Here is a 19,689-nt window from a genome sequence, read left to right as displayed (position 1 = left end):
ACATGATAAAATTATCTTATAACGAAGTGGAGGAAAGGCTATGGCATACAGTGTAACGGTCGCAGATCTTGTTGAAAACACTCACTTAGATATTTTCTACGGTGAAGAATACTTAGATCGACCAATTACCACGAGCGATATTTCACGCCCTGGTTTGGAATTAACAGGATACTTTAACTACTACCCATCAAAGAGAATTCAATTACTTGGTATTACTGAAACATCATATGCTAAGGGAATGGATAGTAATGAACTTTTTGATGTAATGAAGAAAATGTGTTTACCAGAAACACCAGCATTTGTTATTTCAACTCAATTAGATCCACCTGATGAATTAATTCGTGCTGCTAAGAACCAACACATTCCAGTATTGGGTTCAAAGCTAACAACTTCTCGAGTACTAAGTAACATGACTAACTACTTGGAAGGTAAATTAGCCGAAAGAAAATCAATTCACGGTGTGCTAATTGACGTATATGGTTTAGGGGTACTAATGACAGGGGACTCTGGAATTGGTAAGAGTGAAACTGCCTTGGAACTTGTTAAACGTGGTCACAGATTAATTGCCGATGATCGTGTCGAAGTATACCAACAAGATGAACAAACACTAATTGGTCAAGCACCAATGATTCTAAGACACCTACTAGAAATTAGAGGAATTGGGATTATTGATGTGATGAACCTATTCGGTGCCGGTGCCGTTCGTTCACAGACTAAGGTTGACTTAATTGTTCACCTTGAAAACTGGTCTGATGACACTCCATATGATAGATTGGGTAATGGCGACGAAACCCGTCGTATCTTTGACGTTGATGTGCAAAGAGTAAGCATTCCTGTTAAGACTGGTCGTAACTTAGCTATCATTATTGAAGCGGCAGCCATGAACTACCGTGCTAAGAAGATGGGTTATGATGCTACAAAGGTATTTGATGATAACCTAAACAATTTAATTAAAGAAAATTCAGGTAACAAAAAATAATCCTCTTTTTAGGAAGTGAATAAAATGTCAATTGCGTTAAATCCAATTGCGTTTAGTCTGGGACCTATCTTAGTTCACTGGTACGGGATTTTTATTGCCACTGCAGTATTAATTGCCGTTTACCTTTCAGTTAAGGAAGGAAGAAAACGCGGGATTCAACCAGATAATATTTACGATATGATTCTATGGGCTTTGCCAGTGGCAATCATTTGTGCTCGTATTTATTATGTTGTATTTCAATGGTCGTACTACAGCCAACATCTAAACGAGATTGTTAAAATCTGGGATGGGGGGATTGCCATCTATGGTGCCTTGATTGGTGCGTTTGTCGTGGTATTCTTATACTGTAGAAGTAAATTAATCTCAGTTTGGGCAATGCTTGATGTGATTGCACCAACTGTGATTATGGGCCAAGGAATTGGTAGATGGGGAAACTTCATGAACCAAGAAGCTTTTGGTAAGATTACCAGCTTAGCGTTCTTGAAGTCTCTACACTTACCAAATTTCATCATTAACCAAATGTTTATTCAAGGATTTTACCGCCAACCAACTTTCTTGTATGAATCACTATGGGACTTGTTAGGATTTGTTCTATTGATGAATCTTCGCCAAATCCAAGGATTCTTCAAGCGTGGTGAAGTGGTATTATCTTACGTTATTTGGTACTCATTCGGGCGATTCTTTGTCGAAGGGATGAGAACAGATAGCTTAATGCTATTTGGTGGAATTCGAGTTTCACAATTATTATCGATTATCCTATTCTTGGGAGCAATCGGATTAATGATCTATCGTCGCAAAAATGATTCTGATTTGCCTTACTACCTAGATGGTAGCAAGTTACAATAATTTTAAGGAGCTATATTTATTATGGTAGAAAAAATTGCAGTGTTAGGAGCAGGCTCATGGGGCAGCATGCTTGCTAATATTTTAGTTGAAAATGGTAATGAAGTGCGTTTATGGTCATACAAACAATCACAAGTTGATGAACTAAACAACAAGCACACAAACGAAAAATACATCAAAGATTTTACATATCCAAAAGAACTAGTTGCTTACGCTGATATGAAGGAAGCAATTAGAGGTGTTGATGATATTTTATTTGTTGTTCCAGCACAAGTTACAAGAAGTACTGCAAAACAAGTAAACGAAATCCTAGAAGAACTAGACATGAAGGTAAACATTATTCATGGTAGTAAAGGGATTGAACAAAAGACATACAAACGTATGTCAGAAGTTCTGGCTGATGAAATCGATGAAAGTCATCGTAAGTCAATCTCAGTTATTTCAGGTCCTAGTCAAGCAGAATCAGTTGCTAAACACGATATTACTTTAGTAACTACTGCTTCAGAAAACATCAAAGATGCTGAACATATCCAATCATTATTCATTAATGATTACTTCAGAGTTTATACTAATGACGACATCATCGGTGTTGAAATTGGTGCAGCTCTAAAGAACATCATTGCTATTGGTGCCGGTGCACTTTATGGTCTAGGCTACGCTGACAATGCTAAAGCAGCATTGATGACACGTGGACTTGCCGAAATTTCTCGTTTGGGAACTTCATTCGGTGCTAACCCATTAACATTCACTGGACTATCAGGTTTCGGTGATGTGATTGTTACTGCAACAAGTAGTGACTCACGTAACTGGCGTGCAGGGTATCAACTAGGTAAAGGAGAGACCTTAGATGATATCGTTAAGAACATGGGAATGGTTATTGAAGGTATCGCAACTGCAGAAGCTGCATACGAACTAGCCAACCAACGTGGCATTGATATGCCAATTACTTCAGCAATCTACAAGGTATTACACAAGGAAATTACAATTGATGATGCAATTTCTCAACTAATGCACCGTAAGGGTAGAGCTGAATTAGATTAATATTTAAGAAATAGGAAAATACGATAAAATAGGAGTTTATATTCATGAAGAAAATCAGAAAAGCAATTATCCCAGCAGCAGGTTTAGGAACTAGATTCCTACCAGAAACTAAGGCAATGCCAAAGGAAATGCTACCAGTAGTTGATAAGCCAGCTATTCAATTAATCGTTGAAGAAGCTATCGCATCAGGAATTACTGACATTTTAATTATTATTGGTAAGGGTAAACGTGCTATTGAAGATCATTTCGATTCAAACACTGAACTTGAATTGAACCTTGAATCAAAGGGTAAGGATGAAATGCTAAAAGCTGTTAAAGAAACTAACGGTTTGAACATTTACTTTAAGCGTCAAGAACATCCAAATGGTCTAGGTGATGCTGTTCATACTGCTAAGAGTTTCGTTGGTGAAGATCCATTTGTTATCATGCTAGGTGATGATTTGATGACAGATGAAACTCCATTGACTAAGCAATTAATTGACAGTTATGAAGAAACAGGTTCATCAACACTTGCTGTTATGAAGGTTCCTCATGAAGATACATCAAAATATGGTGTTATCAACCCAGCTAAGGAAGTTAGCGACGGTTTATACGATGTTACTAATTTCGTTGAAAAGCCAAACCCAGAAGATGCTCCAAGTGATCTAGCAATTATTGGTCGTTACCTATTAACTGCTGACATCTTTGACATCTTAGAAAACACTAAACCTGGTAAGGGTAACGAAATTCAATTAACTGATGCCATCGATACTCTAAACAAAAAGGGTAAGGTATACGCCCACGAATTCAAGGGTGACAGATACGACACCGGTAACAAGTTTGGTTGGTTACAAACTAACATCGAATTTGGTCTAAAACACCCAGAAGTTTCTGATGAATTAAAACAATACATCAAGGACTTAGCTAAGAAGTTAGATTAAAATTAGTTTGTGTGCAAATTAATGGACAAATGTTTTATATGATAGTAAAGTATCATATATTAATTCAATGAAAGGGGGAGCTTAATTATGGAAAAGTATGACGTAATTATTATTGGTGCAGGGCCTGGTGGAATGACATCTGCACTATATGCTTCTCGTGCAAATTTATCAGTAATGATGATTGACCGTGGTATCTACGGTGGTCAAATGAACAACACTGCTGAAATCGAAAACTACCCAGGATTCAAGTCAATCCTAGGTCCAGATTTAGCAAAAGAAATGTATGAAAGTTCCACAAACTTCGGTGCCAAGTACGAATATGGAACAGTTGAATCAATCGAAGACAAAGGTGATTCTAAGATTGTTAAGACTGACCAAGGTAGCTACGAAGCAGGTGCCGTTATCATTGGTACTGGTTCACAATACAGAAAGCTAGGCGTTCCTGGAGAAGACGAATATGGTGGAAGAGGTGTCTCATACTGTGCCGTATGTGATGGGGCATTCTTCAAGAACCGTGAAGTTGTCGTTGTCGGTGGTGGAGATTCAGCTATCTCTGAAGCACTATACCTTGCAGGTTTAGCTTCAAAGGTTACTGTTATTCACCGTCGTGATCAATTACGTGCACAAAAGGTTATCCAAGACCGTGCATTTGCTAACGACAAGATTGAATTTGTTTGGGACACTAACGTAACCGAAGTTGTCGGTGACAACATGAAGGTTACTGGTGTTAAGACTATCAACAACAAGACAAACGAAGAAGGCGAAATTGCTGCTTCAGGTGTCTTCATCTATGTTGGTAACAACCCAATGACTGAACCTTTCAGTAACTTAAACATTACTGACGAAAAAGGTTGGATTAAGACAAACGAACGTATGGAAACTTCAGTAAAGGGTATCTTTGCTATTGGTGACGTACGTGAAAAAGAATTAAGACAAGTAACTACAGCTGTTGGTGACGGTGGTATTGCTGGTCAAAACGCATTCGAATACGTATCTTCATTACACTAAAAGGTGTGATTAAAAAGACTGGTCTATTGGCCAGTCTTTTTTGTGCCTACAAGGAGAACATTAGTTTTAGAAAGTTTGTTCGTATGTTAGAATATTATTAAACTACAGTGAATGAGCCTAGAGCTCCGAGTTAAAAACAAAGGAGGACTTTGTTTGGAAATAAAACGTGAAGAGAACAATAAATTTGACTTAGTTTCAAAATACAAACCTACTGGTGACCAACCCGAAGCGATTAGTAAGTTAACTAAGGGTGTTTTGGATGGTCAAAAGAACCAAATTTTATTAGGTGCTACTGGGACTGGTAAGACCTTTACAATTTCTAATGTGATTAAAAACGTTAATAAGCCTACATTGATTTTGTCACATAATAAGACACTTGCTGGACAACTATACAGTGAATTTAAGGAATTCTTCCCTAATAATGCGGTTGAATATTTCGTTAGTTATTATGATTACTACCAACCGGAAGCTTACGTTCCATCAAGTGATACCTACATTGAAAAGGATTCTTCAATAAATGATGAAATTGATAAACTTCGTCATGCGGCCACTAACTCATTGCTTACCAGAAATGATGTCATTATCGTCGCATCCGTTTCATCAATCTTTGGATTAGGTAGTCCTAAGGAATACTACAAACACACCATTCCATTGAGTGTTGGCCAACAAATTGAAAGAGACGAGCTACTTAGAAAGTTAGTCGAAATTCAATTTGATAGAAATGATATCGACTTCCAACGTGGTCGTTTCAGAGTACACGGGGATGTTGTCGACATTTTCCCAGCTTCTGGGGATCAACATGCATACCGAGTTGAATTCTTCGGTGATGAAATTGATTCAATCAAAGAAATCGATACATTGACCGGTGAATTCATTGGTAAGAAAGACGATATCATCATCTTCCCAGCGACCCACTTCTTGACCGATGATCAAAATATGGATCACGCTTTGAAGGGTATCAAGGAAGAAATGAAGGAACAAGTTGCCGAATTTGAAAAAGAGGGTAAGCTACTAGAAGCCCAACGTTTGAAGCAACGTACCACTTATGATATCGAAATGATGGCCGAAATGGGTTACACCAACGGGATTGAAAATTATTCCAGATACATGGACAATAGAAAACCGGGTGAAGCTCCTTACACATTACTAGATTTCTTCCCCGATGATTACTTATTAGTTGTCGATGAATCCCATCAAACATTGCCACAAGTAGGTGGAATGTACAATGGTGATAAGGCCAGAAAAGAACGTCTAATCGAATATGGATTCAGACTTCCAAGTGCTTTGGATAACCGTCCATTGAAGATGCCTGAATTCAAAGAACGTGTTAACCAAGCAATCTACATGTCAGCAACTCCTGGTCCACGTGAACTAGAAGAAACCGCTGAAAAGAATATCGTTCAACAAATCATTCGTCCAACCGGACTATTGGATCCAACTGTTGAAGTGCGTCCAATCATGGGTCAAATGGATGATTTGGTTGGTGAAATCAATGAAAGAATTGCCAAGAATGAAAGAACGTTTGTAACCACCTTGACCAAGAAGATGTCCGAAGATTTAACCGACTATTTAAAGGACTTAGGAATCAAGGTTGCATACCTACACTCTGACGTTAAGACACTAGAACGTACCAAGATTATTCGTGATCTTCGTTTAGGTAAATACGATGTATTGGTTGGAATTAACCTTCTAAGAGAAGGAATTGATGTTCCTGAAGTATCCTTGGTTGCCATCTTGGATGCTGATAAGGAAGGTTTCCTAAGAAATGAACGTTCATTAATTCAAACCATTGGTCGTGCCGCCAGAAATGAAAATGGTGCGGTTATTATGTACGCCGATAACATGACCGATTCAATGCAAAAGGCGATTGATGAAACCGCTAGAAGAAGAAGTATTCAAAAGAAATACAACGAGGACAATGGTATTACACCACATACCATTAAGAAGCCAATTAGAGACCTTATTAGCTACGACAATAATAAGAACGATGATTCTTCAGAAGATCACTCATTTGTTGAATCTGACTTCCAAAAGCTATCTAAGAAGGATCAAAAGCAAATGATTGAAACATTGACCAAGGAAATGAAGCATGCAGCTGCTAAACTTGATTTCGAAAAAGCAGCAGCTTTGCGTGATACTGTCATGGAATTAAAGGGTCAAATGTAAGGGGGCAAAAACTTGCAAAACGATAAAATTGTCATTAAAGGTGCTAGAGCACATAACTTAAAAGATATCAGTGTTGAAATTCCTAAGAACAAATTGACTGTTATGACCGGTTTATCAGGTTCAGGAAAGAGTTCATTGGCATTCGATACGCTATATGCTGAAGGACAACGTCGATACGTTGAAAGTTTGTCTTCATACGCACGTCAATTCTTGGGTCAAATGGACAAACCAGACGTTGATTCAATCGAAGGATTAAGTCCAGCGATTGCGATTGACCAAAAGACCACTTCCAAGAATCCACGTTCAACAGTTGGAACTGTTACTGAAATTAACGACTACTTTAGATTGCTATGGGCACGTGTTGGAACACCAATCTGTCCAAACGATGGAACCAAGATTACTAGACAATCAATTGATCAAATGATTGATGAAGTCCTTGCTCTTCCAGAAAGAACTAAGCTTCAAATCTTATCACCAGTGGTTAGACAACAAAGAGGTCAACACAAGAAAGTTATCGATAAGATTAAGCGTGAAGGTTTCGTTAGATACCGTGCTGACGGAGAAGTTCACGAAATTGAAGATGACGTTCAACTAGACAAGAACAAGTATCACGACATTGAAATCGTGGTTGATAGAATCATCGTTAAAGATGGTATCAAATCTCGTTTATCAGACTCACTTGAAACCGCATTGAGACTAAGTGACGGTTATGCCGTTGCCGACTTGATGGGTAAGGGTGACAACTTAATTTTTTCCGAACACTACGCATGTCCACTTTGTGGATTTACAGTTAGTGAATTGGAACCACGTCTATTCTCATTTAACTCACCAATTGGCGCTTGTCCAAGCTGTGATGGTTTAGGGATGAAACTAGAAGTAGACGAAAGCCTAGTTGTACCTGACAAGGATAAGACGTTAAACGAAGGGGCAATCGAACCCTGGAATCCAATTAGCTCCAAGTTCTATCCAAGCTTGCTAGAACAAGCCTGTGAAGCATTTGGTATCGATATGGATACTCCGTTTAAAAAGCTTCCTAAGAAGCAACGTGACCTAATTTTATACGGTTCCAACGGAAAAGAATTCCACTTCCACTTCAACAGTAACTTCGGTGGAATTAGAGACACCGATGCACCTTTTGAAGGGGTTATTAACAACATTGACCGTCGTTACAAGGAAACTAACAGTGATTTCACCAGAGACCAAATGCGTCTATATATGACTGAATTAACATGTCAAACTTGTCACGGTTTCCGTTTAAACAGAGAAGCACTAAGTGTGAAGGTTGACGGATTAAACATCAGTGAAGCAACCGACCTAGACGTTGTTAAAGAACTAAACTTCTTCTCTCAATTGAAGTTCGGTGAAAAGGATAGTGTTGTCGCTAAACCAATCCTAAAGGAAATCATCGATCGACTAACTTTCCTAAAGAACGTGGGATTGGATTACCTAACACTTTCCAGAACTGCCGGAACACTATCTGGTGGTGAATCACAACGTATTCGTTTAGCTACTCAAATCGGTTCAAACCTATCAGGAGTGCTATACGTATTGGATGAACCATCAATTGGGTTACATCAACGCGATAACGACCGTTTGATTTCTTCACTAAAATCAATGCGTGACTTGGGTAATACCCTAGTTGTCGTAGAACACGGTGAAGACACTCAACGTTCTGCCGACTACATTGTTGATATCGGACCAGGTGCCGGGACCAACGGTGGTAAGGTAATGGCCGTTGGAACTCCCGACGAAGTGGCTCAAAACGACAACTCATTGACTGGTCAATACCTATCAGGTAAGAAGTTCATTCCAGTCCCATTGAAACGTCGTAAGGGTAACGGTAAGAAGATTAAGGTTACTGGCGCTTCTGAAAACAACTTGAAGAACGTTACTGCCGAAATTCCATTAGGTGAGTTTAACGTCGTAACTGGTGTTTCTGGTTCAGGTAAATCAACATTGATTAACCGCATTGTTAAACGTGCGATTGCCCAAAAGCTAAACCATAACTCCGAAAAGCCAGGTAAGTACAAGTCAATCTCTGGATATAAGAATATAGATAAGCTAATTAACATCGACCAAAGTCCAATCGGAAGAACGCCTCGTAGTAATCCTGCTACCTATACTGGAGTGTTTGACGACATTAGAACATTGTTTGCTGAAACAAACGAAGCTAAACTTCGTGGTTACCAAAAGGGTCGTTTCAGTTTTAATGTTAAGGGTGGTCGTTGTGAAACCTGTCATGGGGATGGAATTCTAAAGATTGAAATGAACTTCCTACCAGATGTTTACGTACCTTGTGAAGTTTGCCATGGTAAACGTTACAACGCCGAAACACTGGAAGTTGAATACAAGGGCAAGAACATTTCTGATGTCTTGGACATGACTGTGGATCAAGCACTTGATTTCTTCTCATCAATTCCAAAAATTACTAGAAAACTAGAAACCATTGATGAAGTAGGACTTGGCTATGTTCAACTTGGCCAATCAGCAACTACCTTGTCTGGTGGGGAAGCGCAAAGAATGAAGTTAGCTTCTGAACTATACAAAAAGTCAGCTGGAAACAACTTATACATCTTAGATGAACCAACCATTGGTTTACACACCGATGACATTAACCGCTTGTTAGTTGTCCTACATGAACTAGTCGAACAAGGCAACACTGTTTTAATTATCGAACATAACCTAGACGTGATTAAGACAGCCAATCACATTATCGACCTAGGACCTGAAGGAGGAGATGGTGGTGGTGAAATCATCGCTACTGGAACTCCTGAAGAAATCGTCAAGGTGAAGGAAAGCTATACTGGTCAATATTTAAAACCAGTCTTAGAACGTGATACCAAACGAACTAAAGAAGCAAGAAAATAAAAAAGCGTGATGACACGCTTTTTTATTTGTGTTTGAAATGACACGCCCGGGTATGTGTGTTATACTTTCTTAGTTGAAAAAATTGAAAGGAGGAAACGATTTGATGAAGGACAATCAGGCGAGAAAAAGCGTTGTCGTCATTGGTGGCGGAACTGGTTTACCAGTTATCTTAAATAATCTAAAGAACGAAAATATTGACATCACTGCGATTGTGAACATCTCAGATGATGGTGGATCATCAGGTCGTTTGCGCAATGAAATTAATATTGTTCCTCCTGGAGATATCAGAAATGTCTTGGTATCATTATCTAATTTGTCAAAGGACAAGCTAGACTTGTTTCAATACCGTTTTAAAAAGGGCGATCATTTCTTGTCTGAACATTCGTTAGGTAACTTAATCATTGCCGCAATGACAGAAATGAAGGGTGATGTGAACGTCGCCGTTGAAGCACTAAGTCAGATGATGGAAATCACTGGTAAGATTTATCCAGCCACCAACGAAAAACTACAGCTATGCGCCGAGTTCGATGATGGTTCAACCATGACCGGTGAATACGAAATCACCTATGCGGATAAAAAAATTAACCGTGTTTGGGTAGAATCCAGTGACAATCAAGACGAAATTCCGCATGCCAATCAAAAGGTCATTGATGCCATTTTGGCCGCCGACCAAATTGTTTTAGGTCCTGGCAGTCTGTTTACCAGCATCTTGCCAAACCTAATGATTAAGAACCTAGGAAAGGCTGTTTTAGCGTCTAAAGCACAGGTGGTATACATTTGTAATATCATGACACAAAAGGGTGAAACAGACAATTTTTCAGACGCTCAACACGTTGAAGTTTTAAACCGTCATATGAAGTCCAACTTCATTGACGTCGTAATCGTAAACAAACAACCAGTTAATACTGATCTAATTAATCGAGAAGTGTTTAACGAGATTGAAAATCCGGTTAAACACGATGAAAAAGCAATTCAGGCAATGGGATGTGAATGCATCTATGATGACTTCTTAATGTTAAGTCACCAAGGGGCATTCCATGATGGAAAAAAGGTTGCCGATACATTATTCAAACTGGTTTCAAAAAGATAGGATGATTAAAAATGTCATACGCAAGTGACGTAAAAAAGGAACTAACGACTCTAGAAGTTCATAAGGAAAATGCCAAGGCAGAACTAATGGCATTAATTCGAATGAACGGATCAATTTCGTTAGCCAATCGTAAAATTATTTTAAATATTCAAACCGAAAATCCAGCCATCGCTCGTCGTATCTATAAGTTGATTTTAGAATTCTACGAAGTGGAAAGTAAGCTTGTTGTTAGAAAGAAAATGAAGTTAAACAAGAACAATGTCTACGTCGTAAGAATCGCTAACCAAGCGCAAGCAATCCTAGATGACTTAGGGATTTTTGATAACTACCAAATCGTGGAAAGAGTGCCAATTGAATTACTGAAGGATGATTCCCAAGTGAGATCATATCTAAGAGGGGCCTTTTTAGCTGGGGGTTCTGTGAACAACCCAGAAACTTCCAGATACCATCTAGAAATCTACTCATTGTACGAAGAACACAACGACATGATTTCAGAAATGATGAACAAATACGAATTGAATTCCAGAACTACCGATCGAAGAAGTGGATACATCACATACTTGAAAGAAGCAGAAAAGATTGCTAACTTCTTGCAATTAATTGGTGCAACCAATGCGATGTTGAAATTCGAAGATGTCAGAATCATGCGTGATATGAGAAATTCTGTGAATAGATTAGTAAACTGTGAAAATGCTAATATGAACAAGGTTGCTAATGCTTCAACCAAGCAAATTTCTAATATTCAATTCATTGATGACACCGTCGGATTGGATAAGTTACCTGAAAAACTATACGAAGTTGCCATCACCAGAATGAAGATGCCAGAAGTTAGTTTAAAGGAATTAAGTGAATCATTGCCAAGTGGGGCGATTTCTAAGTCAGGAATCAATCACCGTTTGAGAAAGATTAATGAATTCGCTGATAAAATCAGAGAAGAAGCCGTTTCATAAAAGGACACAAAAAAAGACGTTAACCAAAGTTAACGTCTTTTTTATTATCTAATTATTTTCTTTCAGAACTGTTAGTCATGATGCTATCAATCAATCCGTAGTCGACAGCTTCTTGAGCGCTTAAGTACTTATCACGTTCAGTATCTAGGTTAACCTTTTCAATTGATTGACCTGAGTTTTGAGCTAAGATTTCGTTGATCATCTTTCTAGTCTTTAAGATTGATTCGGCAGCAATAGCAATTTCAGTTTGTTGACCTTGAGCACCACCAGAAGGTTGGTGAATCAATACTTCAGAGTGAGGTAGAGCAAAACGCTTACCCTTAGTACCTGAAGAAGCCAAGACACTGGCCATTGATGCAGCCATACCCATAACGATAGTTTGAACATCAGCCTTGATGAATTGCATAGTGTCGTAGATGGCCATACCGGCTGTTACAACACCACCAGGTGAGTTGATGTATAAGTAGATGTCTTTTTCAGAATCTTGTGCATCTAGGAATAATAATTGAGCAATGATGGTGTTTGCCATGTTGTCTTCAATTGGACCAGATAACATAATAATTCTGTCTTTTAATAATCTTGAGTAAATGTCATATGCGCGTTCACCGTTTGATGATTGTTCAATGACAGTTGGGACTAAATTCATAATTTTATCCTCCCTTGCTTTCAATTCAATTTTAATTATATTAATTTTATATCAATGGTCAATTAAGGTCAAATGATTTTATCTGACTTAATCACCAATGCATCTGGAGGGAATCGAACCCCCATCGAAAGAACCGGAATCTTTAGTGCTATCCATTACACTACAGATGCATTTCAACACGTTAAACTATAAATGAAAAGGGGGTTAAATTCAAGAAACACACTGAGTTAATTGATTTGCAAACTAAAATTAGCACTGATATACTTAGAGTGTAAGGATTTGATACAGAAAATAACTGTTACAAATTAGTACTGGTTATTTTTTTAAAATTACTGAGCATGTATTATAGACTGATCGGTAAAAAAGTAGTAGTATTTAATCCGTACGTAGTACTCAAATTTATTTCTCTAGGAGGAAAACAGTTATGACTGTAAAAATTGGTATTAACGGTTTTGGTCGTATTGGTCGTTTGGCTTTCAAACGTATCCACGAACTAAACTCAGACGAAATTGAAGTTGCTGCTATTAATGATTTAACAACTCCTTCAATGCTTGCATACTTATTAAAATATGATTCAACACATGGTAAATTCCCAGGTGAAGTTACTTCAACTGATAACGGAATCGTTGTTGACGGTAAGGAAGTTCCAGTTTACGCTGAACGCAATGCCGCTGACCTACCATGGGTTAAAAATGATGGTGTTGACTTTGTACTAGAATGTACTGGTTTCTACACTTCAGAAGAAAAATCACAAGCTCACTTAGACGCTGGTGCAAAGCGTGTTCTAATCTCTGCACCTGCAGGTCAAATCAAGACTGTTGTTCCTGGTGTTAACTTGGATACTCTAACTGCTGACGACAAGATCGTTTCAGCTGGTTCATGTACTACAAGTAGTATCGCTCCTACAGCATACTTCTTAAACAAAGACTTTGGTATCAAAGTTGGTACTATGACTACTATCCACGCATTCACTTCAACTCAAGCTATCCTAGATGGCCCTCGTGGTAAGAAGTTCAGAAACAACCGTACTGCTTCAACTAACACTATTCCTCACTCAACTGGTGCTGCTAAGGCCCTAGGTCTTGTTGTTCCAGAACTTGACGGTAAGTTAAACGGTGTGGCTCAACGTGTTGGTATCGTTGACGGTTCATTAACTGAATTAACTGCTATCGTTGACAAGAAGAACGTTACTGCTGACGAAGTTAACGCTAAGATGAAAGAACACACTGAAGGTAACGAAGCATTTGGTTACAATGACGAACCAATCGTTTCAAGTGATATCATTGGTGATACTCACGGATCAGTATTTGATGCTACTCAAACTGATGTTACTACTTTTGGTGATGACCAACTTGTTAAGGTATGGTCATGGTACGATAACGAATGGGGCTTCACTTGCAACATGGTTCGTACTTTACTACACTTCGCTCAACTATAATATAAATTATAATTTAGCAAGGCATAAGGTGGAGGAGGCAATTGCCTCCTCCATTTTTTATAACAATTACTTTCTGCTTAAAAATTCTTTGAAATAAAGAAATAAATGAAGTATATTGAAATTGTTACATCAATTTTAAATAATTTTTGGGAGGTAATCTAGATTGGCTAAGACAGTTGTTTCTGATTTAGATTTAAAAGGCAAAAAAGTTTTAATGCGTGTCGACTTCAACGTTCCTATTAAAGACGGTGTTGTTGGTGACACAAGTCGTATCGTTGGTGCTATTCCAACAATCAAATACGTAATCGAACATGGTGGAAAGGCAGTTCTATTCTCTCACCTTGGTCGTATCAAGACTGAAGATGACAAGAAAGAACTATCATTACGTCCAGTTGCTGCAAAGCTTTCTGAACTAATTGACAAACCTGTTACTTTCGTTCCCGAAACTGAAGGTCCAAAGCTTGAAGAAGCTATCAACAACATGAATGATGGTGACATCGTTGTTGTTGAAAACACTCGTTTTGAAGATGTTGTAAATGGTGAAAACGTAAAACGTGAATCTGGTAACGATCCTAAGTTAGGTCAATACTGGGCTTCACTAGGTGATTGCTTCGTAAACGATGCATTCGGTACTGCTCACCGTGAACATGCTTCAAACGTTGGTATTGCACGTGCAATGGAAGCAGAAAACAAGCCAGTTGCCGCTGGTTTCCTAATGGAAAAAGAAATTAAGTTTATCGGTGGTGCCGTAAACAATCCTAAACGTCCATTTGTTGCCATCTTAGGTGGTGCAAAGGTTTCAGATAAGATTGGTGTTATCGATAACCTATTAGACAAAGCAGACCACATCATCATTGGTGGTGGTATGACTTACACATTCTACGCTGCTAAAGGCTTCACTATTGGTAACTCATTAGTTGAAAAGGACAAGATTGACACTGCTAAGGAAATCCTAGCAAAGGGTGGCGACAAGATCGTTCTACCTGTTGACTCAGTTGTTGCTCCAGAATTCAACAATGATGCACCTACTCAAGTAGTTGGTGAAAACATTCCTGATGGCCAAATGGCACTAGACATTGGTCCTAAGAGTATCGAACTATTCGAAAACGTTTTAAGAGACGCTAAGACTGTAGTTTGGAATGGACCTATGGGTGTATTTGAAATGAGTAACTTTGCTAAGGGTACTCTAGCTATTGGTAAGTTCTTAGGTGACTTAACTGACGCTACTACTGTTGTTGGTGGTGGTGACTCAACTGCTGCATGTAACGAACTAGGTGTAGCTGACAAGCTATCACACGTTTCAACCGGTGGTGGTGCTTCACTAGAATACATGGAAGGTAAGACTCTTCCAGGTATCGCCGCTATTACTGATAAATAAGAATAATATCTTTTTAAGATTCGATGTATAACATCGGGTCTTTTTTTTGTATAATAAAAGGAGTGAAATTTTTATTAAAACAGATGCGCAATTTGTTAATATCAATTGTTTAGTGATATCATTGATATATAGCGATTTTTAATAATCTGTTTAAAAGAATAGGAGGTAAAAAATGAGAACTCCTTTTATCGTTGGAAATTGGAAAATGAATTTAACATTACATGAAGTTGAAGAATTCTTAGATGCAGTCAAAGGAAACCTACCAGATCCTAAAGACGTTGAATGCGCAATTGCTGCATCATCAATTTACATGGATGTATTAACTAGATTTTGTAAAGAAGAAACAAATCTAAAAGCTGCCGCTCAAAACTGTTTCTATAAAGATTCAGGTGCATATACCGGTGAAGTAAGTCCGATGGCACTTGCCGATATGGGTGTTAATTACGTCATGTTAGGTCATTCAGAACGTCGCAAATACTTTGACGAAACCAATAAGATGATTAACAAAAAGGTTAAGGCCGTTTTAGCTAACAACATGGTGCCAATTATTTGTTGTGACGAAACAATGGCTAAGAGAAAGACATACGATGAAATGAACTGGGTGGTAAATCCAGTCATTGAAGCATTAAAGGGAATTTCAGAAGACGATGCTAAAAACGTTGTCATTGGTTATGAACCAAGTTGGGCAATCGGTACTGGAAAGTCAGCCAGTGGTGCTGAAATTCAAGAAGCATGTTTTCTAATTCGTGAAACATTAAAAGATTTATATGGTGATGACATCGCAAACCAAATCCGAATCGTTTACGGGGGAAGCGTTAACGCCAAAAATGTTTCAGAAATTATGAGTCAAGATGATGTTGATGGAGTCTTACCTGGAAAGAGTAGTTTAAAGGCCAAAGAATTCATCAAAATTGTCAATTACCAAAATAATTAACAGATTGAACAGTTTTTTATTGAAACTTGGTCTGTAAAATAATAAAATGAAGATAGCCTTGATTCCGAGGTAACAACTTTCATTAAGGAGAGAATAAAATGTCAATTATTTCAGATATTTATGCTCGAGAAGTACTAGATTCTCGTGGAAATCCTACAGTTGAAGTAGAACTATATACTGAAGCAGGTGCAATGGGACGCGGTATCGTTCCTTCAGGTGCATCTACTGGTGAACACGAAGCCGTTGAATTACGTGACGGTGATAAAAACCGTTTCATGGGTAAAGGTGTTACTAAGGCTGTTAACAACGTTAATAACATTATCGCTAAGGAAATCGTAGGTTACGATGTAACTGATCAAGTTGCTATTGATGAAGCTATGATTAAATTAGATGGTACTCCTAACAAAGGTAAGTTAGGTGCCAACGCTATTTTAGGTGTTTCATTAGCCGCTGCACGTGCTGCTGCTGACGAACTAGGTGTTCCTTTATACAACTACTTAGGTGGTTTCAATGGACACGTATTACCAACACCAATGATGAACGTTATCAATGGTGGTAAGCATGCCAACAACAAAGTTGACTTCCAAGAATTCATGATCATGCCTGTTGGTGCGGAAACTGTTAAAGAAGCCGTTCGTATGGGTTCAGAAACTTTCCACAACCTAAAAGCTATCTTGAACGAAAAGGGTTACTCAACTGCCGTAGGTGACGAAGGTGGTTTTGCTCCTGACTTGAAGAACAACGAAGAACCATTCGAAATCTTAGTAGAAGCTATCCAACGTGCTGGTTACAAGCCAGGTAAAGACGTTTCAATCGCCTTTGACTGTGCTGCTTCAGAATTCTACGATGCAGAAACTAAGAAGTACAACTTAGTAGGTGATGGTAAGTCATACTCTGCTGATGAATTTGTTACATTACTAGAACAATTAGTTGACAAGTACCCAATTATCTCAATCGAAGATCCATTGGATGAAAACGAATGGGCAGATTGGCAAATGGCTACTGAACGTCTAGGTAAGAAAGTTCAAATCGTTGGTGACGATTTATTCGTAACTAACACTGATTACCTACAAAAGGGTATTAAGATGGGTGTTGCTAACGCAATCCTTATCAAGCTAAACCAAATTGGTACTTTAACAGAAACTGTAAACGCTGTTGAAATGGCTAAAGAAGCTAACTACACAGCTATCATCTCACACCGTTCAGGTGAAACTGAAGATACTACAATTTCTGACTTAGTTGTTGCTCTAAACGCTGGTCAAATTAAGACTGGTTCAATGAGTCGTGGCGAACGTATCGCTAAGTACAACCAACTAATGAGAATTGAAGATCAATTAGCTTCAGTTGCAGAATACAAGGGTATTAACTCATTCTACAACCTAACTGAAGAAGCTCGTAACAACGTTATTAACAAATAATAACTAACTGTTACTAAAAAAAGCATTGAATTATTTCAATGCTTTTTTTGTACATAAAATTATATGGTATGATTGATATACCAATAAAAAGAAGGCGAACATATTGCAAAGTGATAATTTAAGACGATTTAAATCAGTGCTGTACGGTTTATTAATTGGACTGGCAGTCGGAATGGTGGTTAGTCTATTTCGAATATCGATTGAAGGACTATCGGATCAATTTTTAAAACTAGCGAAGCTAGCGCGAACTAATATATTCGTACTGATTACGTTAATCATCTTGAATTTGCTAATCGCATTTTTCGTATATTACTTAGTAAAACGAGATAAAAACATCAAGGGATCCGGGATTCCACAGGTCGAAGGTCAATTAAACGGTGAACTAGATTATTCATGGTTCTCTGTATTAAGCAAGAAGTTCATTGGTGGGGTGCTTGCCATTTCCAGTGGGCTATTTTTAGGCCGTGAAGGGCCTTCCATTCAATTGGGTGCTGCTACTGCTCAAGGACTAGCAGATACCTTTAAACAAACAAAACAAGCACGTAAAACGATTATCTCTGGTGGGGCAGCCGCGGGGTTATCCGCTGCTTTTAACGCTCCAATCGCCAGTACGTTGTTTGTGCTAGAAGAAATCTATCATAACTTTTCAACATCGGTCTGGTTAACTTCACTTTCAGCCGCAATTAGTGCGAACTTTGTTTCAACTGCGGTCTTTGGGAAAGTGCCGGTATTACACATGAGTTATTCACACGTGATTCCGCTACATATCTACCCATACTTAATCGGATTGGGAATCGTAATTGGAATCGGTGGATTAATTTATGAGTATGCGACACTTCACGTAAACGACTGGTACGCTAAGTTAGATTGGGTGCCCAACATTGTCTGGGTATTAATCCCATTTATCCTAGTCATTCCGTTTGAAATGTACTTACCCACAATCGTAGGTGGGGGAAGCACAATGGTATTAATGATTGCCAAGGTTGCACCAACGATTACGGTATTGCTATGGTTCTTGTTGATTCGTTTCGTAATGTCGATACTATCATATTCAACCGGCTTACCTGGTGGCATCTTCCTACCAATGCTTTCATTAGGAGCATTGATAGGGGCGATTTATTCAGAGGTTTTGATTCAATTAGGCGTATTACCACAAAGTTATTTTGTTAACTTCATCATCATTTCAATGAGTGGATTTTTCGCCTGTGTCGGAAAAGCACCATTTACCGCCATCTTATTGATTACCGAAATGGTTGGATCATTGCAAAACCTAATGTCATTAGCCTTTGTCACATTGGTGGCATACGAAGTTACCGACTTATTAGGTGGTAGTCCAATCTACAATGAAATGTTGCAAAAGATGTTGAGCCCGCAAAAGTTGTCAACAAGTGGACAACTAACCAACCTATATTTCTCAGTTCAATTGGGATCAGATATGGATGGTAAGGCTGTTAAATCAATCAATTGGCCAGATGGTTGTTTGATTAGTTCCATCAAACGAAATGAACAATACATTATCCCCGATGGAGATACAATCCTAAAGGCTGGGGATAACATTGAAATATCCACAAACTACGATAACCGTGGTTATGTATATACACATGTGGAAAAACTAACATTAGATAATTAAAATTTTGATTAATTGGCATGTTAGAAAGTATTATGATAAACTAAACAGTAAAGATAAAGTTAAAGATGAAACCTATGTATTTTAGGTAGGAGGCAACGAATTGTATAATTTCTTAATGAATATAATTTGGATTGACAGTGTATTAATTATCATCGCTGTCTTGATGCAACCAGCAAAGACTAACAACGATGCAATGTCTTCTTTAACCGGTGGTGCTGATGATTTGTTTGCCAACTCTAAGCCACGTGGTTTTGAAGCCTTTATGCAAAAAGTAACAGTTGTATTATTGATTATTTTCTTTGCATCAGCATTAGGATTAGTTTGGTTATCATCACACTAGTTGATAAGACTCCTGTAATTTTTACAGGAGCTTTTTTTAT

At 38.2% G+C, this 19,689-nt stretch carries 16 protein-coding genes and 1 tRNA gene; 15 read left to right on the top strand and 2 right to left on the bottom strand.

Features of this window, described 5'->3' with window-relative positions; all coding sequences use genetic code 11:
• The first annotated feature begins 40 nt into the window (after positions 1–40).
• The 9 genes from hprK (at position 41) to whiA (ending at position 11,865) form a co-directional block, all read left to right on the top strand.
• On the top strand, positions 41–979 hold the full coding sequence (hprK, locus tag J3U50_RS04150; protein ID WP_034534642.1) for an HPr(Ser) kinase/phosphatase: 939 nt from the start codon (positions 41–43) through the stop codon (positions 977–979).
• Between the two features lie 24 nt (positions 980–1,003).
• Positions 1,004–1,825 (top strand): prolipoprotein diacylglyceryl transferase, encoded by an 822-nt coding sequence (gene lgt, locus J3U50_RS04145; protein WP_054607972.1) that lies wholly within the window; start codon positions 1,004–1,006, stop codon positions 1,823–1,825.
• Positions 1,826–1,846: 21 nt separating this feature from the next.
• A complete protein-coding gene (locus tag J3U50_RS04140) occupies positions 1,847–2,863 on the top strand; it encodes an NAD(P)H-dependent glycerol-3-phosphate dehydrogenase (protein WP_034531940.1) in 1,017 nt (338 codons plus the stop codon).
• A 44-nt stretch (positions 2,864–2,907) separates the two neighbouring features.
• Positions 2,908–3,783: a UTP--glucose-1-phosphate uridylyltransferase GalU gene (gene galU, locus J3U50_RS04135; RefSeq protein ID WP_053791558.1), complete on the top strand. Its 876-nt coding sequence runs from the start codon at positions 2,908–2,910 to the stop codon at positions 3,781–3,783.
• Positions 3,784–3,867: 84 nt separating this feature from the next.
• Positions 3,868–4,791, top strand: a complete 924-nt coding sequence (trxB, locus tag J3U50_RS04130; RefSeq protein ID WP_034531944.1) for a thioredoxin-disulfide reductase — start codon at positions 3,868–3,870, stop codon at positions 4,789–4,791.
• Between the two features lie 159 nt (positions 4,792–4,950).
• Positions 4,951–6,957, top strand: a complete 2,007-nt coding sequence (gene uvrB, locus J3U50_RS04125; protein ID WP_368042535.1) for an excinuclease ABC subunit UvrB — start codon at positions 4,951–4,953, stop codon at positions 6,955–6,957.
• Between the two features lie 12 nt (positions 6,958–6,969).
• Positions 6,970–9,825 (top strand): excinuclease ABC subunit UvrA, encoded by a 2,856-nt coding sequence (gene uvrA, locus J3U50_RS04120; RefSeq protein ID WP_301945623.1) that lies wholly within the window; start codon positions 6,970–6,972, stop codon positions 9,823–9,825.
• A gap of 103 nt (positions 9,826–9,928) precedes the next feature.
• Positions 9,929–10,915, top strand: a complete 987-nt coding sequence (gene yvcK / locus J3U50_RS04115; RefSeq protein WP_301945649.1) for a gluconeogenesis factor YvcK family protein — start codon at positions 9,929–9,931, stop codon at positions 10,913–10,915.
• Between the two features lie 11 nt (positions 10,916–10,926).
• Positions 10,927–11,865 carry a DNA-binding protein WhiA gene (gene whiA, locus J3U50_RS04110; RefSeq protein WP_034534634.1) on the top strand — a complete coding sequence of 313 codons (939 nt, stop codon included), beginning with the start codon at positions 10,927–10,929 and terminating at the stop codon, positions 11,863–11,865.
• 52 nt (positions 11,866–11,917) lie between these two features.
• Here whiA and clpP read toward each other — a convergent pair whose 3' ends face one another.
• Together clpP and J3U50_RS04100 are read right to left on the bottom strand one after the other, a co-directional pair.
• Entirely contained in the window at positions 11,918–12,511 is a 594-nt protein-coding gene (gene clpP, locus J3U50_RS04105; protein ID WP_034531950.1) for an ATP-dependent Clp endopeptidase proteolytic subunit ClpP, read from the bottom strand.
• 98 nt (positions 12,512–12,609) lie between these two features.
• Positions 12,610–12,681, bottom strand: a tRNA-Arg gene (locus tag J3U50_RS04100).
• 254 nt (positions 12,682–12,935) lie between these two features.
• On the opposite strand from J3U50_RS04100, the gene gap reads away from it, so the two are divergent.
• From gap to secG, 6 genes are all read left to right on the top strand, one after another.
• A complete protein-coding gene (gene gap, locus J3U50_RS04095; protein ID WP_054604631.1) occupies positions 12,936–13,949 on the top strand; it encodes a type I glyceraldehyde-3-phosphate dehydrogenase in 1,014 nt (337 codons plus the stop codon).
• Positions 13,950–14,112: 163 nt separating this feature from the next.
• On the top strand, positions 14,113–15,327 hold the full coding sequence (gene pgk, locus J3U50_RS04090) for a phosphoglycerate kinase (RefSeq protein WP_041152543.1): 1,215 nt from the start codon (positions 14,113–14,115) through the stop codon (positions 15,325–15,327).
• Between the two features lie 172 nt (positions 15,328–15,499).
• Complete coding sequence (gene tpiA, locus J3U50_RS04085) at positions 15,500–16,261, top strand: triose-phosphate isomerase (protein WP_301945622.1); 762 nt, start codon at positions 15,500–15,502, stop codon at positions 16,259–16,261.
• Between the two features lie 98 nt (positions 16,262–16,359).
• A complete protein-coding gene (eno, locus tag J3U50_RS04080) occupies positions 16,360–17,679 on the top strand; it encodes a phosphopyruvate hydratase (RefSeq protein WP_034531957.1) in 1,320 nt (439 codons plus the stop codon).
• Between the two features lie 103 nt (positions 17,680–17,782).
• Positions 17,783–19,309: a ClC family H(+)/Cl(-) exchange transporter gene (locus tag J3U50_RS04075; RefSeq protein ID WP_301945621.1), complete on the top strand. Its 1,527-nt coding sequence runs from the start codon at positions 17,783–17,785 to the stop codon at positions 19,307–19,309.
• Between the two features lie 100 nt (positions 19,310–19,409).
• Positions 19,410–19,649 carry a preprotein translocase subunit SecG gene (secG, locus tag J3U50_RS04070; protein ID WP_034531960.1) on the top strand — a complete coding sequence of 80 codons (240 nt, stop codon included), beginning with the start codon at positions 19,410–19,412 and terminating at the stop codon, positions 19,647–19,649.
• Positions 19,650–19,689 lie beyond the last annotated feature (40 nt).

Origin of the sequence: Lactobacillus sp. B3795 (genome assembly GCF_026535805.1) — a bacterium.
Classification (GTDB): Bacteria; Bacillota; Bacilli; order Lactobacillales; family Lactobacillaceae; genus Apilactobacillus; species Apilactobacillus kunkeei_C.
The sequence above is the reverse complement of the archived record's forward strand: the minus strand, read 5'-3'. Positions and strand labels throughout refer to the sequence as shown.